The sequence below is a fragment of the Pseudomonas sp. NFACC14 genome (genome assembly GCF_900106885.1).
Taxonomy (GTDB): domain Bacteria; phylum Pseudomonadota; class Gammaproteobacteria; order Pseudomonadales; family Pseudomonadaceae; genus Aquipseudomonas; species Aquipseudomonas fluorescens_AA.
Genome location: NZ_FNOA01000024.1, coordinates 37,613 through 64,460, shown reverse-complemented (window position 1 = coordinate 64,460; position 26,848 = coordinate 37,613). Strand labels below are relative to the sequence as shown.

Here is a 26,848-nt window from a genome sequence, read left to right as displayed (position 1 = left end):
ATGTCCGGAACACCCATGAAACTGCGCCTCGCCCTCACACTTTCCCTACTGCCAACCCCAGACCTGCTAGCCGAGCCCTTCGAACGCGACCAGGCCTTGAAGCTGCCCGACATCGTGATCAGCGCCAACCGCCAAGTCGAGGCCCGCAACGACAGCAGTGCCGCCAACACCGTGTTCACCCGCGACGACATCGAGCGCCTGCAACCGGCCAGTGTCACGGACTTGCTCAGCCGCGTGCCGGGTGTGCAAGTGGCGCCGCTGGGTGGGCGCGGCAGCCTGCCGGGGATTTACATTCGCGGGAGCAAATCGGCCCAGAGCCTGGTGCTGGTGGACGGCCAGCGTATCGGCAACGCCACCTCCGGTGACAGCAACCTGCAACGCCTGAACATCAACCAGATCGAGCGCGTGGAAGTGCTGCGCGGTTCGCGCTCGGTGATCTACGGCGCCGACGCGGTGGGCGGGGTGATCCAGATTTTCACCCGTCGCGGCAACACCCAGGGCCTGCAACCGCGCCTGCATATGGGGGTCGGCAGCCACCAGGCCCGGGAGCGCAGCCTGGGCCTGTCCGGCGGCGACGAGCAGACCCGTTTCAACCTCGGCGCCAGCCTCGACGACAGCGCCGGCAGCAACCGGACCCACGAGTCCTACGCCAGCGACCGCGACGACGATGCCAACCGCAACCAGTCCTTCAGCCTGAGCCTGAGCCACGCGGCCAGCGATGACCTGGAAGTTGGCCTGAACCTGCTGGATAACCGCGGCAAAAGCGAATACGACAACCCGTTCGGCCGCTTCGACCCGAGCACGTTCGAGTCCCTGCCCCAGCAGCCCTACAGCGAGTTCGCGGTGAGCAGCTTCAGCACCTATGTGGACGGGCGCATCAACGACACCTGGAAGTCCCGCCTGGAACTGGGCCACAGCGAGAACCGTGAAAAGACCTTCGACAAGCTCAGCGCTGTCCGCGAAGTCTTCAACACCTACCGCGATTCGGTGACCTGGCAGAACGATGTGACGCTGGACGAGCGCAACAGCCTGATCGTCGGCGGCGACGGGTATCAGGACCGGGTCAACAGCAGCACGCCGTTCGACGAAGACAGCCGCTGGAACCGCGCAGCGTTCATCCAGCACCGCTTCCAGACCGAAACGTTCTCGACGGAACTGGGCCTGCGTCGCGACCAGAACCAACAGTTTGGCGGCCAGAACAGCTGGAGCGGCACCCTCACCGTGCCAGTCAATCCGGCCAACGACCTGTTGCTGACCTACAGCGAGAGCTTCCGCGCACCGACTTTCAACGACCTGTACTACCCGGACTTCAGCAACCCCGACCTCAAGCCCGAGACGGCCAAGAGCTACGAGCTGCAATGGCGCAGCCAACTGGGCGACAGCGCCCGCCTGGAAACCTCGCTGTACCGCACCGACCTGGAAGACGCGATCATTTTTGGCCGCGACTCACGCCCGCAGAACGTCGCCTCGGCGCGGATCAACGGCTTTGAAATGGCCTATCTGCAGGATGTCTTCGGCTGGCAGGGCAATCTGGCCCTGGCCATTATCGACCCGCGCGACCGTGACAGCGGTCACACCCTGGCCCGCCGCGCCCGACGAACCTTGAGCCTGGACCTGGACCGGCAATTCGACCGCCTCGGCCTGGGCGCCACCTGGCAAGCGGTGAGCGGCAGCTACGACGATGAAGACAACCGCAACGCCCTGGGCGGCTATGCCCTGCTCGGGTTGCGTGGCAGTTGGACGCTGACCCGGGAGGTGAAGCTGGAGATGAAGGTGGATAACCTGCTGGACAAGGGCTACAGCCGGGCGCTGTATAGCCATGATGGAGGGCAGTATGGGTATCGGGAGGAAGGTCGGGCTTGGTTGTTTGGGGTGACTTGGACACCGGAATTCTGATCCAGGAACTGTGGTGTCTGGGCTGGCGTCATCGCGAGCAAGCTTCGCTCCCACAGTTAACCTGTGGTGAATCCCTGTGGAAGTGAGCTTGCTCGCGATTGCAGGCGCCGCGGTCTATCGGTCTGGCGCAATCAGCTCACATAGCCGCGCCGTCGCCTCGATCATCTGCCCACTGGGCCGCTCCAGGCCTTTGTCATTGACCAACAACAACCGCCCCTGCGCCACCGGCCAGGTTTTCCAGGCATCGAGCTGCCTCTGTTCCGTGGCCAGGATGACGTGCGGATTACGTTGCAGCACCGCTTCCACACTCACCTGCGGCGCCGGCACGCTCAGGTCGGCAAAAACGTTGTGGGCACCGCACACGCTCAGCGCATCACTGATGATCTGCCCACCACCAACGGTGTACAGCGGCCGGTCCCAGACCTGGTAGAACACCGGCAACGGCGGGTCTCGTCGATAGCGCTGGCGTAGCGCCTCGAGACGCACGCGCAGCTGCGCCGCCCGTTGCACGCCCCGCTCCGGGCGGCCGAGCTGCTGGGCGATGGCTTCGATTTGCGTGATGAGTTGGTCGAGGCTGCGGGGCTCGGCGACATGGATGGGGATGCCCAGGCCCTTGAGCTGCTCGCGCTGGGCCGGGCCGACACTGCCAGGCCAGAGCAGGAGCAGATCGGGCTTGAGGCTGAGTAGGCGCTCCATGTCCAGTTGCCCGTAACGGCCTACCGAGGGCACGTCCCTGAGCGCCGGCGGGCGATCCCCGCCATCCAGCACACCCACCAACAGGTCGGCGGAGCCCAGTTCAACGACGATTTCCGACAGCGACGGCGCCAGGCTGACGACCCGCGAGGCGGCCATCGTCGAGGCACTGACGGCCAGCAGCAAGACCGCCAGCCAGCGGCTCATCAGCCGAGTTGACGCGGGATGCGGTACAGGTAGAACAACACGGCGGTCGACAAGGCCAGCAGCATCAACGGCACGGCTTCCAGGCCCACGAACACCGCCAGGGCACCGATCCAGGCCGGCAGCCCGGCCACCAGGAAGGCGGCACGGCGACGGGCCGCCAGGTCGATCCAGGCCTGGGGCTCTTCGGGTGTGTCGAGGGCTTTCTGGGTGGTGACCAGGGCCTGTTTATACGGCCCGAAGAATCGCAGGCTGACAAACATCGACGCCAGGCCGGCAATGAACAACGGCATCGCCAGCACCGGCAGAATCGCTTCGCCCTGGCCGAACACCGCATTGATCACGAACAGTGGCAGCAAGGCCAGGGCCAGGTATTTCCACCAACTGACCGACAGCCGCCGCCGAACCTGACCGCGCGTCACGCCCGGTCAACCTCGCCTTGGTGCTCGTTGCCCATCATGTGGTCGAGCTTGCTGGCCTTGGTCGCCAAATAGAGTTTGTTGTGGGGGTTGTGGCCGGTGTGCAGCGGCACACGCTCGGCCACCACGATGCCCATGTCGGTCAACGCCTTGACCTTGCGTGGGTTGTTGGTCATCAAGCGCAGCGACTTCACGCCCAGATGCTCCAGCATCGGCAGGCAGATGCTGTAGTCGCGCAGGTCGGCGGCAAAGCCAAGGCGCTCGTTGGCTTCCACGGTATCGGCACCGCCATCTTGCAGTTCATAGGCGCGGATCTTGTTCAACAAGCCGATGCCACGGCCTTCCTGGCGCAGGTACAGCAACACGCCACGACCTTCGCGGGCGATGGCCTGCAGCGCGGCCTCGAGTTGCGAACCGCAATCGCAGCGCTGGCTGAACAAGGCATCGCCAGTCAGGCATTCGGAATGCAGGCGGCCCAGCACCGCCGAACCGTCGGCGAAATCACCCAGGCTGAGCACGACATGCTCGCGGCCGGTGGCTTCATCGAGAAAACCATGCATGGTGAATTGCGCAAAGGGCGTTGGCAGCTTGGAAGCGGCAACAAAAACGACAGGCACCGGTGTGCTCCTGATCTAGTACTGGAGTTTCGCAGAGGCGGGCATTGTAACAGCACGTCCCGACCGACGCTTAGGCTGAATTGTCGGCCATAACCATCGAAAAGTTTGATTACGGCTTCGGTGGCTTGCCATTCTCGTCGAAAGGATAGGGTTGCTTCCAATGTTCGAAAATCGGCTTGAGCTGGCCGGTTTTCACCAGCACTTCCATCCGCCGGTCGAACAGTTCGCTCAGTGCCCGTCCGTTGGCGGTGTTGGCAAAGCCCAGGTAGAGGGGCAAGTTGATCAGGGGCGAGAGTTTGAATTGCTTCGGGTTATCGGCCTTGGCGAGCACTTCTTCGATTTCCATCGACGCATCGATGTAAAAATCCGCTCGCTCATGGATCAGCATCGGCAAGATACCCACCGCCCGGTGGATCTCATTGAAACGCCGGACATTGGGCAGGTAGTTGTTGTATTCGTACCCGCGCATCCATACCAGCCGATAGTTGCCAATCGTCGCCAGGGTGGGCGTCGGCTTGGAGGCCAACCCCAAGGCATAGATGTGATCGACGTCGTAGTGCCACTTCGGGTAAAGCACGCCTTCGGATTCATCCCGATAGGCGCCGACCTGCACGTCGACCTCGCCGCGCTGCACCAGCCCGATCGAACGGGTGTAGGGCACGCTGCGGATTTCCAGCTTGACGCCTTCAGGCTCGAACACCGCGCGCAAGATGTCCCAGCCCATGCCCTGGCCATCGGCCTGGGTGTAATCGGCCCACTCCTCGCTGGCCGCGCGGACCTTGTCAGGCAGCGGCGCCGACTCGGCCACCCTCACACCCGCACAGGCTCCTAGACACAGCAACAGCAATAGTGCGCGGCTTACGCCCATGCCTGGCTCCTTCAGGTGAAACACCACACCAATCCTTGCATTGCCAGCCAGGCGAAAACCCCGGCCAATACATCGTCGAGCATGATCCCGACACCTCCGTGCACATGTCGGTCGATCCAGCGGATCGGCCACGGCTTGAGGATATCGAAGAAACGGAACACCAGAAATCCCGTCAGCAACCAATACCAGCCTTCCGGCACCAACCACAAGGTGATCCACATGCCGACCATTTCGTCCCAGACGATGCCTTCATGATCGTGCACCCGCAGGTCGTCCGCCACTTTGCCACACAGCCAGAAGCCAAACAGCATGGTGATGCCGAGCATCAACCAGTAGCCCCAGTCCGGCAACATCTGCCACAACGGAATGAAGGGTAGCGCAACCAGCGAGCCCCAGGTGCCCGGCGCTTTAGGTAAAGTGCCCGAACCAAAGCCAAATGCCAGGAAATGCCAGGGATTGCGCCAGACCGAAGGCGGAACGAACTCTGCCGGGACCTGGTTGGGATGATCTGTCACGGTGTCTCCCGAAAATGTTGATAGCCCCGTACGTGCGGGGTGATGTCGTGCCCGTCGCTGTCGACCAGCGTGACGCCTTGCCCGGCCAGCACGCTGCCGATCACATGGATCGGCCAGCCTTCGGCCTGCAACGCCGACAACCGGCTCGGCGGCAGGGCGAACAGCAGCACGTAATCGTCACCGCCACTCAGGGCGGCCTGCGCGGCATCGGCCCCACCAAGAAACGCGACCAGAGCGCTGGACAGCGGCAGTCGGTCCCGTTCAACCTGCAAGGCTACCCCGGACGCCAGGGCGATATGCCCACAATCGGCCAGCAGGCCATCGGAAATATCCATCGCCGCGCTGGCCTTTCCCCGCAACGCCAGGCCCAAGTCGATCTGCGGCCGGGGCGACCAATAATGTGCCAACAGTGGCTCGGCAATCCCAGGCTCGGCGCGACGCTGGCCGAGCACCAACGGCAAGGCGCCGGCGGCATTGCCCAGTTCACCGCCAACACACAGCAGGTCGCCGGGCTGCGCGCCGCTGCGGGTCAGGGCCTGGTCGGACGGCACGTGGCCGAACACGGTCATGGTCAGGCTCAACGGCCCACGCGTGGTGTCCCCTCCCACCAGCGCCACGCCACAGGCCTGGGCCATCTGGTTCAAACCGCGGGCATAGGCTTGCAGCCAATCGGCGGTCACCGTCGGCAAGGTCAGGGCCAGGGTAAAGGCCAAGGGCTTGGCGCCCATGGCAGCCAGGTCGCTGACCGCCACGGCCAGCGAGCGCTGGCCGAGCAGGAATGGGTCGCAAGGGTCTGGAAAATGCACACCGACCACAAGCGTGTCGGTGGAGACCGCCAGCTGTTCCCCGGAAGGAGCTGCCAGCAAGGCGCAGTCGTCGCCGATCCCCAGCGCAACGCCCTCGCCGCCCTGCGCACAAGGCGCGGCGGCGAAGTAGTTACGGATCAGCTCAAACTCACCCATTGGGATAACAAGCGCCAATCAGCGCTTGAACGCCTTCACTTCAGCTTCACGCAGGCGCGGGGCGAGCTTGTCGAGCACACCGTTGACGAACTTGTGGCCATCGGTGGAACCGAAGACTTTCGCCAGTTCGATCCCTTCGTTGATCACCACGCGGTACGGTACGTCGACGCGCTTGAGCAGTTCCCAGGTGGACAGGCGCAGAACCGCCAGCTCAACCGGATCCAGCTCTTCGATGGTCAAGTCCAGGCAAGGCGTGAGGGCGGTGTCGATTTCGGTCTTGAACTGCGGGACCCCGTGCAGGATCTCGCGGAAATAAGCACCGTCGACATCACTGAAATCGTTATCGACCCGAAACTGCGCTTCGATCTCGTTCAGCGACTGCTTGGCCATGTGCCATTGATACAGCGCCTGGGTCGCGAGCTGACGGGCTTCGCGACGCTTGACGCTTTTCGAGGGCTTGCCGGCGTCCGCAGGCTTTGGATCGCGCGGGTTGAAACGATCGCTTTCGTCGCTAATCACTTGGCCTCCAACTGCGCCAGCAGGCTGACCATTTCCAGGGCGGACAGGGCAGCTTCGGCACCTTTGTTACCGGCCTTGGTGCCGGAACGTTCGATGGCTTGTTCGATGGAATCAACGGTCAGCACGCCAAAAGCGACCGGCACGCCGAACTCCATGGACACCTGGGCCAGGCCCTTGGTGCATTCGCCAGCCACGTATTCGAAGTGCGGAGTACCGCCACGAATGACCGCGCCCAAGGCGATGATCGCCGCATATTCGCCCTTTTGAGCGACTTTCTGCGCAACCAGCGGAATTTCGAAGGCGCCAGGGGCACGGATGATGGTGATGTCGCTTTCGCTCACGCCATGGCGAACCAGGGCATCGACCGCACCGCCAACCAGGCTCTCGACCACGAAACTGTTGAAACGGCCCACTACCAGAGCGTAGCGGCCTTTAGGGGCGATGAAGGTACCTTCGATGGTCTTCAGGGTCATTCGTCAGATCTCTTAAAGAGCCAGAGCGCGTTCTATACGCGCTCCTTCAGTGATATTAGCCACGAATTACAGCACTCGCGGATCCCGCATTGCCGCTCACTTGCGTACCTTTGTGGCGAGGGGATTTATCCCCGCTGGGCTGCGAAGCGGCCCCTTTTTTGGGACTGCTGTGCAGTCCAGCGGGGATAAATCCCCTCGCCACAATAATCTAACAAGCCTGAACAATAATGCCGGAATCCGCAGGCCATTATTCGGAGGGCACGTATTCTACAACTTCCAGATCGAAACCGGATATCGCATTAAATTTCATCGGTGCGCTCATCAGGCGCATTTTACGCACGCCCAGGTCACGAAGGATCTGCGAACCGGCACCGACGATGCTGTAGGTGGTCGGTTTTTTCACTGCGGTTTGATCCGCGGTTTCGCGAATGTGCGCCAGTAGCACGTCGCCATCGAGCGGGTGGCCGAGCAGCAACACCACGCCGCTGCCGGCCTCGGCCACTGCGGCCATGGCGGCCCGCAGGCTCCAGCGACCGGGTTGCTTGACCATCAGCAAATCGCGCAGCGGGTCCATGTTGTGCACGCGCACCAGGGTCGGCTCTTCGGCGCATACGGTGCCCAGGGTCAGCGCCATGTGCACGTCGCCTTCCACCGAGTCGCGGTAGGTCACCAGGTTGAACTGGCCCAGTTCGCTGTCCAGCGGCTGCTCGGCAATCCGCTGAACGGTACGTTCGTGGATCATCCGGTAGTGGATCAGGTCGGCGATGGTGCCGATCTTGATGTTGTGTTCGGCGGCGAAGGTTTCCAGCTCCGCGCGACGGGACATGGTGCCGTCGTCGTTCATCACTTCGCAGATCACGCCGCTGGGTTCGAAGCCGGCCATGCGCGCCAGGTCGCACGCCGCTTCGGTGTGGCCGGCGCGGGCCAGGGTGCCACCGGCCTGGGCCATCAGCGGGAAGATGTGGCCGGGGCTGACGATGTCTTCGGCCTTGGCGTCCCGGGCGGCGGCAGCCTGTACGGTGCGCGCGCGATCAGCGGCGGAGATCCCGGTGGTCACGCCTTCGGCGGCCTCGATGGACACGGTGAACTTGGTGCCGAAGCCCGAGCCGTTGCGTGGCGCCATCAGCGGCAGCTTGAGCAGTTCGCAGCGCTCGCGGGTCATCGGCATGCAGATCAGGCCACGGGCGTGCTTGGCCATGAAGTTGATGTGTTCGGCCTTGCAGCACTCGGCGGCCATGATCAGGTCGCCTTCGTTCTCGCGGTCTTCGTCATCCATGAGGATGACCATCTTGCCTTGGCGGATGTCTTCAACCAGTTCTTCGATGCTATTGAGCGCCACGCGGCACCCCCTTGGGTCAGGATTTGAGGTAGCCGTTGGCGGCCAGAAAACTTTCGGTGATGTTACCCGCAGCAGGCTCTGCGGCCTTGTCACCCAACAGCAGGCGCTCCAGGTAACGGGCCAACAAGTCGACTTCCAGGTTGACCCGGCGACCTGGCCGGTACGAAGCCATGATGGTTTCGCTCAGCGTGTGGGGAATGATCGTCAGCAGGAATTCGGCGCCATCCACCGCGTTGACCGTCAGGCTGGTGCCGTCGACGGTGATCGAGCCTTTATGGGCAATGTACTTGGCCAGTTCCTTCGGGGCGCGGATGCGAAACTCCACGGCCCGGGCGTTATCCGTGCGCGAGACCACTTCGCCGACGCCGTCCACGTGGCCGCTGACCAGGTGCCCGCCCAGGCGAGTGGTGGGGGTCAGGGCTTTTTCCAGGTTGACCGGGCTGCCGCTCTTGAGGTCGTTCATGGCCGTGCAGTCGAGGGTTTCGCGGCTGACGTCCGCCAGGAAGCCGTTGCCTGGCAGTTCAACGGCGGTCAGGCAGACGCCGTTTACCGCGATGCTGTCGCCCAGCTTGACGTCGCTCAGGTCGAGCTTGCCGGTTTCGACATGGACCCGCACATCGCCGCCCTTGGGGGTGAGTGCACGGATGCTGCCGATGGATTCGATGATGCCGGTAAACATGGAGTCCTCCTCGAGAACGGGCCGCCGCGTGAGCGAAAGCCAGGAATTATACGCTGGCCGGTGGAACGGGAATGGCGATGACTCGCCAGTCATCGCCCACGGCGCGGATTTCGGTGATTTTCAGCTGGGGAGCGTCCTTCATCTGCGCCAGCGGCCAGTCCAGCAGTGGCCGCGCCGAAGAACCGAGGAATTTGCCGGCGATGAAGATCTGGAACTCGTCCACCAGCCCCAGTCGGGCGAAAGCCCCCGCCAGGCGCGGACCGGCCTCCACCAGCACTTCATTGACATCCCGGGCAGCCAGCGCCACCAGCAGCCGACGCAGATCGACCTGGCCGTCATCGCCCGCCACGATCATGCATTCAGGACCGTTGGCGTACTGTTCTTCCACCGCCATGCAGGTAGCGACCAGCGCCGGGCCGGCCTTGAAAAACGCCGCATCCAGGGGCACCCGCAGGCGCCCGTCCACCAGTACCCGCAACGGCGGACGGCTCATGACCAACGCAGTCTGCTCGGCATCCAGCCCAAGTTCATCGGCGCGTACGGTCAGCCGGGCGTTGTCCGCCAGCACCGTATCGGCACCGGTCAGCACCACACTGGCCTGGGCGCGCAAGCGTTGGACCGCCGAACGTGCGGCCGGGCCGGTGATCCACTGGCTTTCGCCGCTTTCCATGGCGGTGCGGCCATCCAGGCTCATGGCGAGCTTGACCCGCACGAACGGCAGGCCCTGTTCCATGCGCTTGAGAAAACCTTCATTGAGCTTGCGCGCCTCACCTTCCAGCACGCCGCTTTCAGTGGCGATGCCGGCCTGGGCCAGGCGTTGCAGGCCGCGCCCGGCGACTGCCGGGTTAGGGTCCTGCATCGCTGCCACCACCCGCGCCACGCCGGCGTTGACCAGCGCATCGGCACAAGGCGGGGTACGCCCGTGATGACTGCAAGGCTCGAGGGTCACGTAGGCCGTGGCGCCCCGGGCGTTGTCACCGGCGGCCCGCAGGGCATGGACTTCGGCATGGGGCTCGCCAGCGCGGATGTGCCAGCCTTCGCCGACAATCTGCCCGTCACGCACGATCACGCAACCGACCCGGGGGTTGGGGTCGGTGGTGTAGTGACCACGTCGCGCCAACTCCAGGGCACGGGCCATGTAGTGGGCGTCGAGGACAGCCTGCTGCGCCGGGCCGGTCATTCTTTCACCGGTTCGCGGGCCAGGCGGTCGATTTCTTCACGGAACTCGTTCAGGTCCTGGAAGCGCCGGTATACCGAGGCGAAACGGATGTAGGCGACTTCGTCGAGCTTCTGCAGCTCGGCCATCACCAACTCTCCGACCACCAGGGACTTGACCTCGCGCTCGCCGGTGGCCCGCAGCTTGTGCTTGATGTGCACCAGCGCCGCTTCCAGGCGCTCGACGCTCACCGGGCGCTTTTCCAAGGCGCGCTGCATGCCGGCGCGCAGTTTTTCTTCGTCGAACGGCTGGCGGCTGCCGTCGGTTTTGATCAGGCGCGGCAACACCAGTTCAGCAGTCTCGAACGTCGTGAAACGCTCGCCGCAAGCCAGGCATTCGCGGCGGCGGCGGACTTGTTCGCCCTCGGCGACCAGTCGCGAGTCGATGACCTTGGTGTCGTTGGCACCGCAGAAGGGACAGTGCATGGTGGCAGGCAACAAAAAAAGGGAGGGCCATGGTAGCGCATCCCACTGGCAAGACAAGCCATAGGGTTTACGGTATACAGACGGGCTTACCGTCAGATCCATGGAATTCACCTTGCTGGAGCCACACATGCCGCTACGATCGCTCGTTTTGCTCAGTTTTTTCAGCCTGCTGATGGCGTGCAGCAGCGATGCCCCCAAGCCCGCCGCTCCCGCTCCGGCCCCCGCGCCGAAACAGGCCCAGGAAAAAGCCCGCCAGGCGGCCGAGCTGGGGCCATTACCGGCGTACCAGCGTGAAATCAGCGGCACCCTGCAAGGCGTGCCGGCCGGAGCCGAAGTGGAACTGGCGCTGCTGGTGATCGACGACAAGGACCGTCCACAACAATTGCTCGCCAGTTCCAGCCTGATCGGCACCAACCAGGCCCTGCCCTTCCGTTTGCGCTTCAACCCGGAAGCCTTCCCGGTGGGCGCCCGCGTGGAACTGCGTGGCCGCGCCAGCCAGTCCGGCCAGTTGATCCTGCACTTGCCGGAACAACGCATCAGCCAACCGACCACCCAGGCATTGGGCACCCTGCAATTCGTCAAAGCGCCATGAGTGCACCGCAAGACCTGCAACGGGCGTTGAGTGAATTGCTTGGCGACGCGCGTCTGGTGGCTTGTCCGCTCCCCGGCGCTGACTTGACGTTGTGGCTGATCGACGGCGACAACATGGACCGCGCCTTCAGCCCGGAAGAAACCCGGCGCATTCTCCACGAGCCGCCCTATTGGAGTTTCTGCTGGGCCAGCGGCCTGGCGATGGCCCGCTACCTCGCCGAGCAGCCGCAGTGGGTGGAAGGCAAGCGGGTGCTGGATTTTGGTGCCGGTTCCGGCGTGGCGGGCATCGCGGCGGTCAAGGCCGGAGCCCTGGAAGTGGTGGCCTGCGACCTCGACCCACTGGCGATTGCCGCCTGCCAGGCCAATGCCGCGCTCAATGGCGTGGAGCTGGGTTATTCGACGGACTTTTTCGCCGAGGCCGATCGTTTCGACCTGATCCTGGTCGCCGACGTACTCTACGACCGGGCCAACCTGCCGCTGCTCGACCAGTTCCTCAGTCGTGGTCGCGAGGCGTTGGTGGCCGATTCCCGGGTGCGGGATTTCCAGCATCCGCTGTACCGGCGCATCGAAATGCTCCAGGCCATGACCCTGCCGGACCTGGCCGAGCCGGAAGAGTTTCGCCATGTGAGCCTGTACCACGCGCGGCGCTGACCCTAAAAAGCATCGCGAGCAGGCTCGCTCCCACAGGGGACGCATGAACACTCGAGATCCCTTGTGGGAGCGAGCTTGCTCGCGATGGGGCCCTGCCAATCTACACACCTCTCACCGCCACCCCGCTTTCAGCCACCCCCCACCACGCCGTATAGTTGCCCCATTCAAGCGCTCTACGAGATTGCCCATGACTCAGGAAACGCCCTACATCTTCGACGCCACCACCGCCGATTTCGACCAATCGGTGATCGCGAATTCTTTCCACAAACCGGTACTGGTGGATTTCTGGGCCGAGTGGTGTGCGCCGTGCAAGGCTCTGATGCCAATGCTGCAAACCATTGCCGAGAGCTATCAAGGCGAATTGCTGCTGGCCAAGGTCAACTGCGACATCGAGCAGGACATTGTGGCCCGCTTCGGCATTCGCAGCCTGCCGACGGTGGTGTTGTTCAAGGACGGTCAGCCCGTCGACGGCTTTGCCGGTGCCCAGCCGGAATCGGCGGTACGCACGATGCTCGAACCCCATGTGCAGATGCCACCGCCGGCCGCCGCCGACCCGTTCGAACAGGCCCAGGCGCTGTTCGACGACGGTCGTTTCGCCGACGCCGAAGCCGTGCTCACCGTGTTGCTGGGTGAAGACAACACCAACGCCAAGGCGCTGATCCTGTATGCCCGCTGCCTGACCGAGCGCGGCGAGATGGACGAAGCGCAGACCGTGCTCGACGCGGTGAAAAGCGATGAGCACAAGGCCGCCCTCGCCGGTGCCAAGGCGCAGATCCAGTTCCTCGGCCTGGCCAAGCACCTGCCGGACGCCGCCGACCTCAAGGCGCGCCTGGCGAAAGACCCGCAAGACGATGAAGCGGTGTACCAACTGGCGATCCAGCAACTGGCGCGCCAACAGTACGAAGCGGCCCTCGATGCGCTGCTCAAGCTGTTCGTGCGTAACCGCGGCTACAGCGAAGGCTTGCCCCACAAGACCTTGTTGCAGGTATTCGAACTGCTGGGCAACGATCATCCGCTGGTGACGACCTATCGCCGCAAACTGTTCGCGGCGTTGTATTGACTCCCCTGTAGGAGCTGCCGAAGGCTGCGATCTTTTGATCTTTCGCTTGAGACTCAAGCGTCTGGGGAAAGCTCGCAGCCTCGCTTCGCTCGTCAGCTCCTACGCGGTTTCGTGCCAGCTATAGAGTGGTGTGTCGCCGCCACTGATGACTTTTACATCCGGGCTATGGCGCAGGCGCACCAACAGGCGCTTGCCTGCCGAGGCGCTGCCGGTCAGGCCTTCGAGCTGCTCCAGCAGGTCCGGACCGCTCAGTTGGCCGGCCTTGCGCAGCAGTTCCTTGGCGATCTGCCATTGGGCATCGTCCTGGTTCGTCGGTTTGGCCGCCGGTGCAGCCGCGCCTTCGGATTTGGCCACTTGCAACTGCGCGCCGAGCTGCGCCCAGTCGCCCTCATCCATTTCGATCGTCAAGTCCACCGGCCATTCGCCGACGGTTCCGCGTATCCGCAACATCACCGTGCTCCTGAATATTTCATGTACGCATGCTCCCATGGCCCTTGCGCGACGCCAAGCAGACGGTCAAACTCTCCGCACTTTCGTTATAAGATTACATAACCTTTTCGGAGACTCGTCATGCGTCGTCTGCTTCTCGCTTTGCCGTTCGCCCTGCTGCCATTGGCTGTCGCTCATGCGGCGGTGGAGCATGACCACGACCATGATCACGAACATGGCAGCCTCGGCGCCCATGAACACGGCGTTGCTCGACTGAACGCTGCCCTGGATGGCCAGACCCTGGAGCTGGAGCTGGAAAGCCCGGCGATGAACCTGGTGGGCTTCGAACATGCCGCCACCAGCGATGCCGACAAGGCCAAGGTCGCCGCGGTACGGGCGCTGTTGGACAAGCCGCTGGCGTTGTTCAACCTGCCGGTCGCCGCCAAGTGCAGCGTGGCCCAACAGGAACTGGAAAGCCCGTTGTTCGGCGATGAACCGGACCACGAAGACCATGACGAAGACGCCGATGGCGACGAACACCACGAGCACAGTGAGATCCATGCCCACTATCAGTTCACCTGCGCCGCCGCTGGTGCATTGAAGGACCTGGACCTGGCGACACTGTTCAAAACCTTCCCGGCCACCCAGAAAATTCAGGTACAACTGATCAGCCCGAGTGGCCAACAAGGCGTGGAAGTGACGGCCAAGGCGCCAACCCTGAAATTTTGATTCACCGCAAAACCCGATGTGGGAGCGAGCTTGCTCGCGATGAGGCCGGCACATCCAATACAGATGTAGCCTGACCCAGCGCTATCGCGAGCAAGCTCGCTCCCACAGGGGTTCACCTTGATCTGACCGGTTTCATATGACCCAAGCACTCATCGAACTGTCCGACCTGGGCTTCAGTTGGCCCGGGCATCCGCCCTTGCTGGATATTCCGGCGTTTCGCCTGGAAGCGGGTGAAACCTTGTTCCTCAAGGGTCCGAGTGGCAGCGGCAAGACCACGCTGCTGGGGCTGTTGGGCGGGGTGCAAACGCCGGATCGCGGCAGCATCCGCCTGCTCGGCCAGGAACTCAGCGAACTGGCCGCCGGCCGCCGCGACCGCTTTCGCGTGGACCATACCGGTTATATTTTCCAGCAGTTCAACCTGCTGCCGTTTCTCTCGGTACGGGAGAACGTCGAACTGCCCTGCCACTTCTCGAAACTGCGCGCGCAACGGGCCAGCCAGCGCCATGGCAGTGTCGATCAAGCGGCCGCCACGCTGCTGGCCCACCTGGGCTTGACCGATCCGAACCTGTTGGAGCGTCGCGCCGACTCGTTGTCCATCGGCCAGCAACAACGGGTCGCCGCCGCCCGGGCCTTGATCGGTCAACCGGAACTGGTGATCGCCGACGAACCGACTTCAGCCCTGGACTACGACGCCCGGGAAAACTTCCTTCGGCTGTTGTTCGCCGAATGCCGCGAGGCCGGGTCGAGCCTGTTGTTCGTCAGCCATGACCAGAGCCTGGCGTCGCTGTTCGACCGCCACCTCTCGCTGGCCGATCTCAATCGCGCCGCCACGCCACTCGAGGTCTGAGATGTATTTGTTCCGTCTAGCCATGGCCAGCCTGGCGAACCGCCGCTTCACCGCGATCCTCACCGCGTTTGCCATCGCCCTCTCGGTCTGTCTGTTACTGGCGGTGGAGCGAGTGCGCACCGAGGCGCGAGCCAGTTTCGCCAGCACCATCAGCGGCACCGACCTGATCGTCGGTGCCCGCTCCGGATCGGTGAACCTGCTGCTGTATTCGGTGTTTCGCATCGGCAACGCCACCAACAACATCCGCTGGGATAGCTTCGAACAGTTCGCCAAGAACCCGAAAGTGAAGTGGGCGATCCCCATGTCCCTGGGCGATTCCCATCGCGGCTACCGGGTGATGGGCACCACCGAAGCCTACTTCGAGCATTACCAGTACGGCCGCCAGCAACACCTGGAACTGGCCGATGGCCGGGCCTTCGCCAGCGATCCGTTCGAAGTGGTGCTCGGTGCCGAAGTGGCCGAGGCGCTGCACTATAAGCTTGGTGACAAACTGGTGCTGGCCCATGGCGTGGCGGCGATCAGCCTGGTCAAGCATGACGACAAGCCCTTCACCGTGGTCGGGATTCTCAAGCGCACCGGCACCCCGGTGGATCGTACGCTGCACATCAGCCTCGGCGGCATGGAGGCGATCCACATCGACTGGAAGAACGGCGTGCCGGCCCAGGGCAATGGGCGCATCAGCGCCGACCAGGCCCGCAACATGGACCTCACGCCCCAAGCGATCACCGCGTTCATGCTCGGCCTCAACAGCAAGATTTCGACCTTCGCCTTGCAGCGCGAGATCAATGAGTTCCGTGGCGAACCGCTGCTGGCCATCCTCCCCGGCGTAGCACTGCAGGAGTTGTGGAGCCTGATGGGCACGGCGGAAAAGGCCTTGTTCGTGATTTCGCTGTTCGTGGTCCTGACCGGGTTGATCGGCATGCTCACGGCGATCCTCACCAGCCTCAACGAGCGCCGCCGGGAAATGGCGATCCTGCGTTCGGTGGGCGCGAGGCCGTGGCACATCGCGACGCTGCTGGTGTTCGAAGCCTTTGCCCTGGCGCTGGCCGGGGTCATCGCCGGGCTGGCGTTGCTGTACATCGGCATCGCCGCCGCCCAGGGCTACGTGCAGTCGGCCTACGGTTTGTACTTGCCCCTGGGCTGGCCGAGCGAATATGAATGGACGCTGCTGGCGGGCATCCTGGTCGCCGCCCTGCTGATGGGCAGCGTGCCGGCCTGGCGCGCCTATCGCCAATCGTTGGCCGACGGCCTGTCGATCCGTCTATGAGGACCTTGAAGATGCCCCGCGCCCTGCTTGCACTGTTGATGATGGTCGCCCTGCCGCTGTGGGCGGCCGAGCCGAGGGACCTGGCCTGGTCGGAAATGATCCCGCCGGATGCACCGCCGGAAGTGCCGAACATGACGCCCCTGCACGACCTGTCGAAGATGAGCGACGCCCTGGCCGCCGAGTCCGCTCCAGCCGCCAAGCAGGATTTGCCCAACGCGCCGGTGGTCAAGGCCCTCGATGGCCAGCAGATTCGCTTGCCAGGCTACATCGTGCCGCTGGAAGTCAGCGAGGAAGGTCGCACCACGGACTTCCTGCTGGTGCCGTATTTCGGCGCCTGCATCCACGTGCCGCCACCGCCGTCGAACCAGATCGTGCATGTGAAAAGCGAGGTCGGCGTGAAGCTCGACGAGCTGTACCAGCCGTACTGGGTCGAAGGGCCGATGCAGGTCAAGCCGTCCACCAGCGAACTGGCCGATGCGGGATATCAGATGGAGGCGCAGAAGATTTATGTGTATGAGTTGCCGGAGTGAATCGGGTGGTGATGGGCAGTCCGTCAGATAGCTATCGCGAGCAAGCTCGCTCCCACAGGAGATCTCAGTGCCTATGCGACCTGTGTGGGAGCGAGCTTGCTCGCGATGGGGCCGTCAAAGCTTGCTCATCATCATTTCATTGAGCTGGGTCAATTAATCGACCAAGACTCATTGAGCTGAGTCAAAAGACCGGCCCAGGCGGCTCCGTACCATGGGACATCAATTTTGAAATGTCCTCTGGAGCCCCCATGCACAAGTCCTTGCTCAGCGCTTCCCTCGTCGCCCTCGCGCTCGCAGCCCCGCTCGCCCAGGCCCATACGGCCGGTGACATCATCGTTCGCGCCGGCGCTATCACCGTCAATCCAGAGGCCGACAGCTCCAGCGTCAAGGTCGAACGTGGTCCGCTGGCCGGCGCCGACCTGGGCGGCAAGGCGACCATGAGCAGCGATACGCAACTGGGCCTGAACTTCGCCTACATGCTGACCAACAATTGGGGTATCGAACTGCTGGCGGCCTCGCCGTTCGAGCACGACGTGAAAATCAAAGGCACCGCCCTCGGCGCGGCCAATGGCAAGCTCGGCACCCTCAAGCACCTGCCGCCCACACTGAGCCTGGTCTACTACCCGCTCGACGCCAAGTCGGCGTTCCAGCCCTATGTCGGTGCCGGTATCAACTACACCTGGATCTACGACGAACACGTCGGCAGCGAAGCCAGCGCCAATGGCTTCAGCAACTTCCGGGCGAAAAACAGCTGGGGCATGGCCTGGCAGGTCGGTGCCGACTACATGCTGACCGACAACATCATGATCAACGGCCAGATCCGCTACATCGACATCGACACTACCGCCTATGTGGACAACAACGCCGTGGCCGGTGGTACCCGGGCCAAGGTGAATGTCGATGTGGATCCGTTCATCTACATGGTGGGGTTGGGCTACAAGTTCTAAGCCGAACTTAAAGGTACGAACATCCCTGTGGGAGCGAGCTTGCTCGCGATGACGGTGGATCAGCCAGCAATGATGTTGACTGACCCAGCGCTATCGCGAGCAAGCTCGCTCCCACAGTTTTAGCGCCCCAGCAACCGCGCCAACCCCACACTCAGCGGCGTTTGCTGTGGGAAGCTGAAGCGCTGCACCAACCGGTGGTTGTCGGCCCGGGAATGGCGAATGTCGCCGGAACGCGCCGGGCCATAGCTGATCGGTGGCAGGTCGCCCACCACGGCGGCCAGGGCCTGGAGCATCTGCTTCAGGGTCGTGGCCTGGTTCCAGCCGACGTTCACCGCGCCCACTTCCACCTCGGGCTTCTCGATGGCCTGCACCAGCAAATCCACCAAGTCTTCGACATAGACAAAGTCCCGGGTCTGCTCGCCGTCGCCGAATACGGTGATCGGCAGGCCCTTCTGTGCCCGTTCGCTGAAGATGCTGATGACCCCGGAATACGGCGAGGACGGATCCTGGCGCGGGCCGTAGATGTTGAAGAAGCGGAACACCACCGGCTCCAGGTTGTGCTGGCGACGATAGAAATCGAAGTAGAACTCGCTGGCGAGCTTGTCCGAGGCATAGGGCGTGAGCGGGGCCTTGGGGGTTTCCTCGTCGATGGACTCGCCTTCGCCGTTGTTGCCGTAGACCGCTGCGCTGGAAGCGAACAGCACCCGCTTCACCCCGCTCTGGCGCATGGCTTCGCAGACATTCAGGGTGCCGATGAAATTGCTCTGGTGCGTACGCACCGGGTCATCCACCGAGGCTTGCACCGAGGCCACCGCAGCCAGGTGCGCCACGGCGCTGCAACCGGCCATGGCCCGGGCCACCAGGGCGGCATCGGCGACGTCGCCTTCGATCAGTTCGACCGCCGGGTTGTCCAGCGGCAGGTTGCTGCGCTTGCCGGTGGACAGATCATCGAGGATACGCACCGCATGCCCCTTGGCGAGCAAGGCGTCGGTCAGGTGCGAACCAATGAAACCCGCGCCGCCGGTGATTAAAACAGGGCCTTCAGCCATGGCGATAAAACCTATCCAGTAAGCCCGGGAGTGCTGCGCGCCAGGCGCGGGGCTTGATCCCGAAAGTGTGCAGAATTTTCTTGCAGGCCAGCACCGCGTGCTGCGGTTCTTCCGCGGCGTCCGGCCGTGCGGCATGGGCCTGGGGCGTGGGCGACTCGATGGCCAGCGGATGCAGGGCGCGGGCTTCGGTGAGGATCGCCTGGCCCAGCGCCAGTGGCGTGGTCGCCTCATGCCCGGCGTAATGATAGGTGCCCCACAGCGGCGCCGCGCAATCGAGTTGCTTGAGCACCGAAATGATCACCCGCGCGGCATCGTCCACGGGCGTCGGATTGCCCCGGCGGTCGTCAGCCAGCAACAGCTCTTCGGGTTGCTCGGCCCGGGCCAGGAAACGGCCGAGGGTGCCATCGGCGCTGTCGTCTAGCAGCCAGCCAAAACGCAGCAACACATGCTGCGGGCAGGTGGCGCGCACGCTTTGCTCGATCCGCCACAGCGCCTGGCCGCGCACGCCCAGGGGCACGGGCTCGTCCTTCTCGCTGTAGGCCGTGGCACGGGAACCGTCGAACACCCGATAGCTCGACGGTTGCAGCAAGATGATGTTGTGATGCTGGCACAGCCCGGCCAGACGCTCGACAGCGCGCTCCTGGCCGGCCAGGCGCTGCTCGCTGACGGCCTCGGCCTGGAACCAGTCGAAGTAGTACGCCAGGTTGATCAAGGCGTCCGGCCGGGTGTCGTCGAGCAGCTGCGTCAGGCTCGCGGCATCCCAGCCGTCTTCGGGCGGGCGGGGGGCAAGAAAACCGATGTCTTCTTCTGCACCGAGGCGAATCAGCGCCTGCCCAAGGGCATTTCCGCCGCCCAGTAACATAAGGCGCATTCGCATAAAGTCAGCAGGCCCACTCTATTGGCACAAAAATTGGGTCGACAACGCCCGCAGGCGTTGCCGGAATCGTTGCATTTTGCGGGTTTAGTGCGCAACCGTCACCCGTAAAGTGTGGATCCAGCATTTGTGTGCGCCTTGAGGCCGCTATCGCGAGCAAGCTCGGCTCCCACAGGGATCGCATAGGCACTGATATCTCCTGTGGGAGCGAGCTTGCTCGCGATGAGGCCCTGACAGGCGATGCAGATCTCAGCCGGTACTTGCATCTCCCCCGCTCCGCCCGCATAAACTGCCCTATGAATCTGCCCCTTGCAGCCGACCACGCCATGGCAGGCTTTCACCCCGCCGTTCGCGCCTGGTTCAGCCAGACCTTCCCGGCGGTCACGGCCGCCCAGGCCCGGGCGTGGCCGTTGATCGGCCAGCGGCGCTCGGTGCTGGTCGCGGCGCCCACCGGCTCGGGCAAGACCTTGACCGCGTTTCTCGCGGTGCTCGATGACCTGGTGCACCGCGGCCTGGAACAAGGAGGCCTGCCGGACCAGACCCTGGTGGTGTATGTCTCGCCGCTCAAGGCCCTGAGCAACGATATCCAGATCAACCTGCAGAATCCCCTGGCCGGCATCACCGAGCAGTTGCAGCGAATGGGCTTGCCACCCTTGCCGATCACCACCGCCGTACGCACCGGCGACACGCCGCAAAAAGACCGCTCGGCGATGCGCAAGACCGCGCCGCACATCCTGGTGACCACGCCCGAATCGCTCTACGTGCTGCTCGGTTCCGACTCCGGCCGGCAGATGCTCGCCAGCACCCGCACGGTGATCGTCGATGAAATCCACGCCATCGCCGCCAGCAAGCGCGGCAGCCACCTGGCCTTGAGCCTGGAGCGCCTGCAAGCCCTGTGCGCCGAACCCCTGATGCGCATCGGCCTGTCGGCCACGCAAAAGCCCATCGAAGCGGTGTCACGCTTTCTCGTCGGTGAAGGCCGCGCCTGTGAAATCGTCGACATCGGCCACGCCCGTCCCCGGGACCTGGACATCGAGGTGCCACCGGTGCCGCTGTCGGCGGTGATGGCCAATGACGTGTGGGAGCTGGTCTACAACCGCCTCGCCGAGCTGGCCCGAGAGCATCGCACCACCCTGGTGTTCGTCAACACGCGGCGCTTGGCCGAACGCCTCAGTCGCCATCTGAGCGAACGCCTGGGCAAGGACGCCGTGGCCGCCCACCACGGCAGCCTGGCGAAGGAGTTTCGCCTCGACGCCGAACAACGCCTCAAGCGCGGCGAACTGCAGGTACTGATCGCCACCGCCTCCCTGGAACTGGGCATCGATATCGGCGATGTCGATCTGGTCTGCCAGATTGCCTCGCCCCGCTCGATCTCGGCGTTCCTGCAAAGAGTCGGGCGCTCGGGCCACCAGGTCGGCGGCACGCCCAAGGGCCGCCTGTTCGCCACCACCCGCGACGACTTGATCGAATGCGCCGCCCTGCTTGATTGCGTGCGCCGTGGCGAACTCGACATCCTGCACATCCCCAAGGCGCCGCTGGATGTGCTGGCCCAGCAGATCGTCGCCGAAGTCAGTTGCCAGGAATGGCCGGAACAGGCGCTGTTGGAAACCTTCCGCCGCGCCGCGCCCTACGCCGAGCTGGACGAAGGGCATTACCAGGCGCTGTTGCAGATGCTCGCCGAAGGCCTCAATGGCCGCCAGGGCGTGCGCAGCGCCTACCTGCACCGCGACGCCGTGACCCGGACCCTGCGCGGGCGCCGGGGCAGCAAACTGACGGCGGTGACCAGCGGCGGCACTATTCCGGACAACGCCGACTACAGCGTGCTGCTCGAACCCCAGGGCTTGAACATCGGCAGCGTCAACGAAGACTTCGCGGTGGAGAGCATTGCCGGCGATGTGTTCCAACTGGGCAATACGTCCTATCGCATCATCCGCGTCGAGGCCGGTCGTGTGCGGGTCGAGGACGCCCAGGGCCAACCGCCGACCATTCCGTTCTGGCTCGGCGAAGCCCCGGGGCGCAGCGACGAATTGTCTTTGGCCGTGGCCCGCCTGCAAGCCCAGCTTGATCACCTGCTCGGCGCCACGCCGGGCAACCTGCAACCGGCCCTCGACTGGCTGACCGGCACCTTGCGCCTGAACCTCGCCAGCGCCGAACAATTGATCGATTACCTGGCCCCGGCGCGCCTGGCCTTCGGCGCCCTGCCGTCCCAGGATACGCTGCTGATGGAGCGGTTTTTCGACGAATCCGGCGGCACCCAACTGATCATCCACACGCCCTTCGGCAGCCGCATCAACCGCGCCTGGGGCCTGGCCTTGCGCAAGCGCTTCTGCCGCACCTTCAACTTCGAATTGCAGGCCGCCGCCAGTGAAGACGCCATCGTGCTCTCGCTCTCCACCAGCCACAGCTTCGAACTGGACGAAGTCTGGCGCTACCTGAACAGCCACAGCGCCGAACAGATCCTGGTCCAGGCGGTGCTGGATGCACCGCTGTTCGGCGTGCGCTGGCGCTGGAACGCTGGCGTGGCCCTGGCCCTGCCGCGCTACACCGGCGGGCGCAAAGTCGCCCCGCAGATCCAGCGGATGAAAAGCGAAGACCTGATCGCCAGCGTGTTTCCGGACCAGATCGCCTGCCTGGAAAACCTGGCCGGCGAGCGGGAGATCCCCGATCACCCGCTGGTGGAACAGACCCTCGACGATTGCCTGCACGAAGCCATGGACAGCGACGGTTGGCTGGCGCTGTTGCGGCGCATGGAAGCGGGCCAGATTCGCCTGATCAGCCGCGACCTGCCGGCGCCCTCGCCGCTGGCGGCAGAAATCCTCAGCGCCCGTCCCTACACCTTTCTCGACGACGCGCCGCTGGAAGAACGGCGGACCCAGGCGGTGATCAACCGGCGCTGGAGCGATCCACAATCCACCGACGACCTTGGCGCGCTGGACGCCGAAGCCATCCAGTCGGTGCGGGATGAAGCCTGGCCGACGCCGGCCAATCTCGATGAGATGCACGAAGCCTTGATGAGCCTGGCCTGCATCGCCGACAGCGAAGCCGACGCCCACCCATCGTGGCGGGATTGGCTGCGGGCACTGGCCGCGAGTGGTCGCGCCAGCCACATACAGATCAGCGCCGAGCGGGGACTGTGGGTGCCGCTGGAACGCCTGAGCTGCTTGCAAGCCCTTTATCCACAGGCTCGCTGGGAACCGGCGCTGACCCCGCTGGCCGATTTCGATGAAGCCTGGAGCGTCGACGAAGCCCTGGTGGAAGTGCTCCGCGCCCGGCTCAGTGCCTTCGGTCCGCTGCCGTTGAAGGCCATCGCCTACCCGCTGGGGTTGTCGACCCCGCAGGTCACCCAGGCCCTGGCGCAGCTCGAGCAGCAAGGCTACGTGCTGCGTGGGCGCTTCACGCCGGGCACCGGCCAGGAGGAATGGTGCGAGCGGCATTTGCTGGCGCGGATCCATCGCTACACGGTCAAGCGCCTGCGCCGGGAAATCGAGCCGGTGATGTTGCAGGACTTCATGCGCTTCCTGTTCGACTGGCAGCACCTGTCGTCGTCCACCCAGGGCCGGGGCAATGCCGTGCTGCCGTCGATCCTAGGCCAGTTCGAAGGCTACCCGGCCGCCGCCTCAGCCTGGGACAGCGACCTGTTGCCCGGGCGGATCAAGGACTATTCGCCCAGTTGGCTCGATGAGTTGTGCCGCAGTGGCAAGTGGGTATGGACGCGCCTGAGCGCACGCCAGAAGCCGTCCGCCAGTGCCCTGCGCAGTACGCCGGTGGTGTTGCTGCCGCGCAGCCAGGTAGCGTTGTGGAGCAGCCTGGCCGGGCAAACGGCCCTTGAGGAGTTGTCGCCCAAGACGCAGAAAGTCCATCAGGCCCTGAGCGAGCATGGCGCGCTGTTTTTCGATGAGCTGGCCCATGAAGCCCACCTGCTGCGCAGCGAACTGGAAATCGCCTTGCAGGAACTGGTGGGCGCCGGGTTGGTGAATGCCGACAGCTTTGCCGGCTTGCGCGCGCTGATCACCCCGGCCAGCAAACGCCAGGCCCGCAGCAGCCGGCGCGGGCGCGGCGCGTTTGTCGGCGGCATGGACGACGCCGGGCGCTGGGCCTTGTTGCGCCGCAACCAACCCGCCCCCGTGGAAGGCAACCGCCCGACGCCCACTGCGCCGGAGACTCTGGAACACATCGCCATGACCTTGCTCCGGCGCTATGGCGTGGTGTTCTGGCGCTTGCTGGAGCGGGAGGCCGAGTGGCTGCCGAGTTGGCGCGAGCTATTGCGCACTTTCCATCGTTTGGAGGCGCGGGGCGAGATTCGTGGTGGGCGGTTCGTCAGCGGCCTGGCGGGGGAACAGTTCGCCCTGCCCGAAGCGATTGCGTTGCTGCGCGAAACCCGCCGCCGCCCCACCGACGGCAGCTTGGTGGTGGTGTGCGGGGTCGACCCGCTGAACCTGGCCGGCACCTTGCTGCCGGGGGCGAAAGTGCCGGCGCTGGCGAGCAATCGGCTGGTGTATCGGGACGGGTTGCCGGTGGCGGCGCAGATTGCCGGCAAGCAGCATCTTTGGATCGAGTTGGATGCTCAAGGGATGGCTGAGGTCCGGAACAAGCTTGTTCAGAAAGGTTGAGGGTGTCTGGGCGGGCCCTATCGCGAGCAAGCTCGCTCCCACAGTAGGTTTGTGGTGAATGTACAACCCCTGTGGGAGCGAGCTTGCTCGCGATGGGGCCGGCAGCCCCACCAAACACCTCACCCACTACCGAGGTTGATCAGGCACCTCCTCCCCCTCTTTGTTCTCCTCAACCAACCGCTTGGGCAACATCACCTGCTGTGGATAAGTCTGCGCAAAGTGCACCGCCGGGTGGTTATCCACAAGCTTCTTCAACTGCTGGTTGAACGCCCGGCTCACCGCATATTGCCCACCCGACACGGTGCGGAACTGCGCCGTGAGCACCACGCCGTTGAGGTCCATCTTGTCCACGCCGAACACATCCAGCGGCCCTTGCAGGTTGAACTTGAGAAACGGGTCTTCGGCGATCGAACGCCCGGCCTCGCGGATCAGCTCGATGGCCTGGTCGACATCGGTGTCGTAAGTGAATTGCACGGAGAAAAACGCAAAGGCGAATTGCCGGGACTGATTGGTCACCGCCTTGATCTGGCCGAACGGCACCGAGTGCACGAAACCCTTGCCGTCGCGCAGGCGCAGGGTGCGGATGGTCAGGCCTTCGACGGTGCCGGCGTGGCCGGAGTCGAGCACCACCCAGTCGCCGATGGATAGCGTGTCTTCAATGATGATGAACAGCCCGGTGATCACGTCCTGCACCAGTTGCTGCGAACCGAAACCGATCGCCAAGCCCACCACCCCGGCACCGGCCAGCAACGGCGCGACGTTGATACCCAGGTTGGCCATGGTGGTGATCGCGCAAATCACCACCAGGATGATTTTCGCCGCGTTGCGCAACAGCGGCAGGATGGTCTTGACCCGGGTGCTGGGCTGGCGGGCGCCGCGTTTGTTCAGTGGCGGCTTCAAGGCTTCCTGGATTGCCGTGTCGAGCACCACCCACGTGAGCCAGGTCATCAGGAAAATCAGGCCGATACGGCTCAAGGAATCACTGATCGCCCGGCCCACGGCATTGCGCGAGGCGAACTCGAACAGGGAAATGCCCCAGATCCGCCCGAGGATTTCAATGAATGCCACCGCCATGACGATCCGCAACAACGCATGCAGCAAGCTCAACAGCCGGCCCTTGTAGGCGCTGTTGCGTTGGATGGCCTCGGCCTTGGGCGACTTGAAGATGTGCTGGAACACCGTGCTGAGGAACACCATCGCAATCAGCAGGATCGTGGTGAACAACGCGCAACGCAGGGCTTTCTGGTTGTCCTCGCCGACACCGATCAGGCTCACCGCCGACACCAGCACCATCAACAGGATCGGCCAATACCAGAGCCCGGAGAAAATCCGCAACGACTCCTGCAAGGCCGGTTGTTTCAAGCGCTGGGCCAGGGGGCGGTTGCGGATCAGGTGCGCCACCGGGCGGCGCATGCGGATCACCAGCCAGCCAAAGATGATCGACGCCGACAACCCGGTGAACACCGCGACGCTGCTGGTGATGTTGCCGCCCAGTTGCCGGGCGATCTGCGGACTGGTCAGGGCATCGCTGAGGGCGGCGAGAAAGCCGATCAGGAACAACGGTCGGGGGCTGAAACGCCGGATCATCGCCACCGCTCGGCGTTTGTGGCCGGCGTTGAACATCACGATCACGCACAGCAACACCGAGGTAGAAAAAATACCGCTGCTGGTGGCGTAGGCGAAGCACAACGCCAGGGCGCGACCGACCGAGACTTGCAGAAAGTGACTGACATAGAGGGTCAACGGCAGGCAGATCAATGCCGCAGCGGTGTACGGCAGCAGATAACCGAGCAGGTCGCGCAAGCGCCGGCGGGTGCGCAGCCAGCGCCGGTGGCCCAGATGTCGCAACAACAACCGCGCCGCGGACCAGATAACCGCAAACGCGCCGATCCAGACACTGGACAACAACAGGAAATCCCCTGCCACGCGCCAGGACGAACGGGACGTCTGGTCCACCAGCCGGTCCACCTCGTCCGCCGCCCGGTCTGCCCGCAGGCGCCAGGCATCCACCAGGCTTTGGTTGAGGTCGAGTTTGTCCTGGACGTCGTCGATGCTCGAACTGATGGCCCCCAATAAACCGCCCTGTACCAGCGGCGCAGCTTCGGCGGGCGGTTCATCGGGCTTGGTGGTGCCAGGGACAGCGGCGGTCCCGTAGGCGCTGGTGCCGGTCAGCGCCAACAAGAACAGCAGCAATACAGTGCTCAATCGAGACAAAACGCGAGGCTCCTTCACACGGGATCGGTAAGGAACTGATCAATATTGGGCCGGCAAGTTCGGTTTTGGCAGGATGTGAGCATCGAGAGCCAATAAATCTCTGTAGGAGCTGCCGAAGGCTGCGATCTTTTGATCTTGAGCTTTCACTCGCGATTCAATTGCCTGGGACAAGATCGCAGCCTCGTTGCACTCGGCAGCTCCTACAGGCGTAGCCCAGCAGGGAGC

General features: G+C 63.9%; 26 protein-coding genes. 10 read left to right on the top strand and 16 right to left on the bottom strand.

Going from position 1 to position 26,848, the window contains the following annotated elements; all coding sequences use genetic code 11:
- The first annotated feature begins 15 nt into the window (after window positions 1-15).
- Window positions 16-1,896 (top strand): TonB-dependent receptor domain-containing protein, encoded by a 1,881-nt coding sequence (locus BLU85_RS25725; RefSeq protein WP_092204493.1) that lies wholly within the window; start codon window positions 16-18, stop codon window positions 1,894-1,896.
- A gap of 114 nt (window positions 1,897-2,010) precedes the next feature.
- Here BLU85_RS25725 and BLU85_RS25720 read toward each other — a convergent pair whose 3' ends face one another.
- The 12 genes from BLU85_RS25720 to nrdR form a co-directional block, all read right to left on the bottom strand.
- Window positions 2,011-2,796 (bottom strand): cobalamin-binding protein, encoded by a 786-nt coding sequence (locus BLU85_RS25720; protein ID WP_092204492.1) that lies wholly within the window; start codon window positions 2,794-2,796, stop codon window positions 2,011-2,013.
- Window positions 2,796-3,215, bottom strand: coding sequence for an MFS transporter (locus tag BLU85_RS25715; protein ID WP_092204491.1), 420 nt, complete (start codon window positions 3,213-3,215; stop codon window positions 2,796-2,798). Before BLU85_RS25715 ends, BLU85_RS25720 begins: the two co-directional genes overlap by 1 nt.
- The gene (ribA, locus tag BLU85_RS25710; RefSeq protein ID WP_092204490.1) at window positions 3,212-3,829 is read right to left on the bottom strand and encodes a GTP cyclohydrolase II; all 618 of its coding nucleotides are present in this window, start codon (window positions 3,827-3,829) and stop codon (window positions 3,212-3,214) included. Before ribA ends, BLU85_RS25715 begins: the two co-directional genes overlap by 4 nt.
- Before the next feature lie 109 nt (window positions 3,830-3,938).
- Window positions 3,939-4,697, bottom strand: coding sequence for a substrate-binding periplasmic protein (locus BLU85_RS25705; RefSeq protein WP_092204489.1), 759 nt, complete (start codon window positions 4,695-4,697; stop codon window positions 3,939-3,941).
- A gap of 11 nt (window positions 4,698-4,708) precedes the next feature.
- Entirely contained in the window at window positions 4,709-5,212 is a 504-nt protein-coding gene (locus BLU85_RS25700; protein ID WP_053125805.1) for a phosphatidylglycerophosphatase A family protein, read from the bottom strand.
- Window positions 5,209-6,174, bottom strand: a complete 966-nt coding sequence (gene thiL / locus BLU85_RS25695) for a thiamine-phosphate kinase (protein ID WP_092204488.1) — start codon at window positions 6,172-6,174, stop codon at window positions 5,209-5,211. Before thiL ends, BLU85_RS25700 begins: the two co-directional genes overlap by 4 nt.
- A gap of 18 nt (window positions 6,175-6,192) precedes the next feature.
- Window positions 6,193-6,693 carry a transcription antitermination factor NusB gene (gene nusB / locus BLU85_RS25690; protein ID WP_003185935.1) on the bottom strand — a complete coding sequence of 167 codons (501 nt, stop codon included), beginning with the start codon at window positions 6,691-6,693 and terminating at the stop codon, window positions 6,193-6,195.
- Window positions 6,690-7,166 (bottom strand): 6,7-dimethyl-8-ribityllumazine synthase, encoded by a 477-nt coding sequence (ribE, locus tag BLU85_RS25685; protein WP_003206025.1) that lies wholly within the window; start codon window positions 7,164-7,166, stop codon window positions 6,690-6,692. Before ribE ends, nusB begins: the two co-directional genes overlap by 4 nt.
- 247 nt (window positions 7,167-7,413) lie before the next feature.
- Window positions 7,414-8,505, bottom strand: a complete 1,092-nt coding sequence (ribBA, locus tag BLU85_RS25680; RefSeq protein WP_072410441.1) for a bifunctional 3,4-dihydroxy-2-butanone-4-phosphate synthase/GTP cyclohydrolase II — start codon at window positions 8,503-8,505, stop codon at window positions 7,414-7,416.
- 16 nt (window positions 8,506-8,521) lie between these two features.
- Entirely contained in the window at window positions 8,522-9,184 is a 663-nt protein-coding gene (locus BLU85_RS25675) for a riboflavin synthase (protein ID WP_092204487.1), read from the bottom strand.
- Window positions 9,185-9,230: 46 nt separating this feature from the next.
- The gene (gene ribD / locus BLU85_RS25670) at window positions 9,231-10,364 is read right to left on the bottom strand and encodes a bifunctional diaminohydroxyphosphoribosylaminopyrimidine deaminase/5-amino-6-(5-phosphoribosylamino)uracil reductase RibD (protein ID WP_092204486.1); all 1,134 of its coding nucleotides are present in this window, start codon (window positions 10,362-10,364) and stop codon (window positions 9,231-9,233) included.
- Window positions 10,361-10,825 (bottom strand): transcriptional regulator NrdR, encoded by a 465-nt coding sequence (nrdR, locus tag BLU85_RS25665; RefSeq protein WP_013694316.1) that lies wholly within the window; start codon window positions 10,823-10,825, stop codon window positions 10,361-10,363. Before nrdR ends, ribD begins: the two co-directional genes overlap by 4 nt.
- A 127-nt stretch (window positions 10,826-10,952) precedes the next feature.
- Here nrdR and BLU85_RS25660 point away from each other — a divergent pair, with 127 nt between their 5' ends.
- From BLU85_RS25660 to trxA, 3 genes are all read left to right on the top strand, one after another.
- Window positions 10,953-11,417 carry a YbaY family lipoprotein gene (locus tag BLU85_RS25660; protein ID WP_092204485.1) on the top strand — a complete coding sequence of 155 codons (465 nt, stop codon included), beginning with the start codon at window positions 10,953-10,955 and terminating at the stop codon, window positions 11,415-11,417.
- Window positions 11,414-12,067 (top strand): class I SAM-dependent methyltransferase, encoded by a 654-nt coding sequence (locus BLU85_RS25655; protein ID WP_092204484.1) that lies wholly within the window; start codon window positions 11,414-11,416, stop codon window positions 12,065-12,067. The genes BLU85_RS25660 and BLU85_RS25655 overlap by 4 nt, the downstream gene beginning before the upstream one ends.
- 187 nt (window positions 12,068-12,254) lie before the next feature.
- Complete coding sequence (gene trxA, locus BLU85_RS25650; RefSeq protein WP_092204483.1) at window positions 12,255-13,127, top strand: thioredoxin; 873 nt, start codon at window positions 12,255-12,257, stop codon at window positions 13,125-13,127.
- A 99-nt stretch (window positions 13,128-13,226) separates the two neighbouring features.
- On the opposite strand, the gene BLU85_RS25645 is transcribed toward trxA, so the two are convergent.
- A complete protein-coding gene (locus tag BLU85_RS25645; protein WP_092204482.1) occupies window positions 13,227-13,577 on the bottom strand; it encodes a hypothetical protein in 351 nt (116 codons plus the stop codon).
- A 120-nt stretch (window positions 13,578-13,697) separates the two neighbouring features.
- Between BLU85_RS25645 and BLU85_RS25640 the strand changes: the two genes are divergently transcribed.
- The 5 genes from BLU85_RS25640 to BLU85_RS25620 all read left to right on the top strand — a co-directional run bounded on the left by BLU85_RS25640 (window position 13,698) and on the right by BLU85_RS25620 (window position 17,876).
- The gene (locus BLU85_RS25640; protein WP_092204481.1) at window positions 13,698-14,285 is read left to right on the top strand and encodes a DUF2796 domain-containing protein; all 588 of its coding nucleotides are present in this window, start codon (window positions 13,698-13,700) and stop codon (window positions 14,283-14,285) included.
- Between the two features lie 136 nt (window positions 14,286-14,421).
- Window positions 14,422-15,132 carry an ABC transporter ATP-binding protein gene (locus tag BLU85_RS25635; protein ID WP_092204480.1) on the top strand — a complete coding sequence of 237 codons (711 nt, stop codon included), beginning with the start codon at window positions 14,422-14,424 and terminating at the stop codon, window positions 15,130-15,132.
- A gap of 1 nt (window position 15,133) precedes the next feature.
- Window positions 15,134-16,399: an ABC transporter permease gene (locus BLU85_RS25630; protein ID WP_092204479.1), complete on the top strand. Its 1,266-nt coding sequence runs from the start codon at window positions 15,134-15,136 to the stop codon at window positions 16,397-16,399.
- A gap of 11 nt (window positions 16,400-16,410) precedes the next feature.
- Window positions 16,411-16,929, top strand: a complete 519-nt coding sequence (locus BLU85_RS25625) for a DUF3299 domain-containing protein (RefSeq protein ID WP_025215734.1) — start codon at window positions 16,411-16,413, stop codon at window positions 16,927-16,929.
- A gap of 248 nt (window positions 16,930-17,177) precedes the next feature.
- The gene (locus tag BLU85_RS25620) at window positions 17,178-17,876 is read left to right on the top strand and encodes an OmpW/AlkL family protein (RefSeq protein WP_092204478.1); all 699 of its coding nucleotides are present in this window, start codon (window positions 17,178-17,180) and stop codon (window positions 17,874-17,876) included.
- A gap of 119 nt (window positions 17,877-17,995) precedes the next feature.
- Here BLU85_RS25620 and BLU85_RS25615 read toward each other — a convergent pair whose 3' ends face one another.
- Together BLU85_RS25615 and BLU85_RS25610 are read right to left on the bottom strand one after the other, a co-directional pair.
- Complete coding sequence (locus BLU85_RS25615; RefSeq protein ID WP_092204477.1) at window positions 17,996-18,925, bottom strand: NAD-dependent epimerase/dehydratase family protein; 930 nt, start codon at window positions 18,923-18,925, stop codon at window positions 17,996-17,998.
- Window positions 18,918-19,802, bottom strand: a complete 885-nt coding sequence (locus tag BLU85_RS25610; RefSeq protein WP_092204476.1) for a sugar nucleotide-binding protein — start codon at window positions 19,800-19,802, stop codon at window positions 18,918-18,920. The genes BLU85_RS25615 and BLU85_RS25610 overlap by 8 nt, the downstream gene beginning before the upstream one ends.
- Before the next feature lie 293 nt (window positions 19,803-20,095).
- Between BLU85_RS25610 and BLU85_RS25605 the strand changes: the two genes are divergently transcribed.
- Entirely contained in the window at window positions 20,096-24,409 is a 4,314-nt protein-coding gene (locus BLU85_RS25605; protein WP_092204475.1) for a DEAD/DEAH box helicase, read from the top strand.
- Between the two features lie 126 nt (window positions 24,410-24,535).
- On the opposite strand, the gene BLU85_RS25600 is transcribed toward BLU85_RS25605, so the two are convergent.
- Window positions 24,536-26,623, bottom strand: coding sequence for a mechanosensitive ion channel family protein (locus tag BLU85_RS25600; RefSeq protein WP_092204474.1), 2,088 nt, complete (start codon window positions 26,621-26,623; stop codon window positions 24,536-24,538).
- Between the last annotated feature and the right edge of the window lie 225 nt (window positions 26,624-26,848).

Excerpts from the sequence above, each read along its gene's own strand:
- BLU85_RS25725 (WP_092204493.1), top strand. The coding sequence starts at position 16 with ATGAAACTGCGCCTCGCCCTCACACTTTCCCTACTGCCAACCCCAGAC.
- BLU85_RS25720 (WP_092204492.1), bottom strand. The coding sequence starts at position 2,796 with ATGAGCCGCTGGCTGGCGGTCTTGCTGCTGGCCGTCAGTGCCTCGACG.
- BLU85_RS25705 (WP_092204489.1), bottom strand. The coding sequence starts at position 4,697 with ATGGGCGTAAGCCGCGCACTATTGCTGTTGCTGTGTCTAGGAGCCTGT.
- thiL (WP_092204488.1), bottom strand. The coding sequence starts at position 6,174 with ATGGGTGAGTTTGAGCTGATCCGTAACTACTTCGCCGCCGCGCCTTGT.
- ribE (WP_003206025.1), bottom strand. The coding sequence starts at position 7,166 with ATGACCCTGAAGACCATCGAAGGTACCTTCATCGCCCCTAAAGGCCGC.
- BLU85_RS25675 (WP_092204487.1), bottom strand. The coding sequence starts at position 9,184 with ATGTTTACCGGCATCATCGAATCCATCGGCAGCATCCGTGCACTCACC.
- ribD (WP_092204486.1), bottom strand. The coding sequence starts at position 10,364 with ATGACCGGCCCGGCGCAGCAGGCTGTCCTCGACGCCCACTACATGGCC.
- nrdR (WP_013694316.1), bottom strand. The coding sequence starts at position 10,825 with ATGCACTGTCCCTTCTGCGGTGCCAACGACACCAAGGTCATCGACTCG.
- BLU85_RS25660 (WP_092204485.1), top strand. The coding sequence starts at position 10,953 with ATGCCGCTACGATCGCTCGTTTTGCTCAGTTTTTTCAGCCTGCTGATG.
- BLU85_RS25655 (WP_092204484.1), top strand. The coding sequence starts at position 11,414 with ATGAGTGCACCGCAAGACCTGCAACGGGCGTTGAGTGAATTGCTTGGC.
- trxA (WP_092204483.1), top strand. The coding sequence starts at position 12,255 with ATGACTCAGGAAACGCCCTACATCTTCGACGCCACCACCGCCGATTTC.
- BLU85_RS25645 (WP_092204482.1), bottom strand. The coding sequence starts at position 13,577 with ATGTTGCGGATACGCGGAACCGTCGGCGAATGGCCGGTGGACTTGACG.
- BLU85_RS25640 (WP_092204481.1), top strand. The coding sequence starts at position 13,698 with ATGCGTCGTCTGCTTCTCGCTTTGCCGTTCGCCCTGCTGCCATTGGCT.
- BLU85_RS25635 (WP_092204480.1), top strand. The coding sequence starts at position 14,422 with ATGACCCAAGCACTCATCGAACTGTCCGACCTGGGCTTCAGTTGGCCC.
- BLU85_RS25630 (WP_092204479.1), top strand. The coding sequence starts at position 15,134 with ATGTATTTGTTCCGTCTAGCCATGGCCAGCCTGGCGAACCGCCGCTTC.
- BLU85_RS25625 (WP_025215734.1), top strand. The coding sequence starts at position 16,411 with ATGCCCCGCGCCCTGCTTGCACTGTTGATGATGGTCGCCCTGCCGCTG.
- BLU85_RS25620 (WP_092204478.1), top strand. The coding sequence starts at position 17,178 with ATGCACAAGTCCTTGCTCAGCGCTTCCCTCGTCGCCCTCGCGCTCGCA.
- BLU85_RS25615 (WP_092204477.1), bottom strand. The coding sequence starts at position 18,925 with ATGGCTGAAGGCCCTGTTTTAATCACCGGCGGCGCGGGTTTCATTGGT.
- BLU85_RS25610 (WP_092204476.1), bottom strand. The coding sequence starts at position 19,802 with ATGCGAATGCGCCTTATGTTACTGGGCGGCGGAAATGCCCTTGGGCAG.
- BLU85_RS25605 (WP_092204475.1), top strand. The coding sequence starts at position 20,096 with ATGAATCTGCCCCTTGCAGCCGACCACGCCATGGCAGGCTTTCACCCC.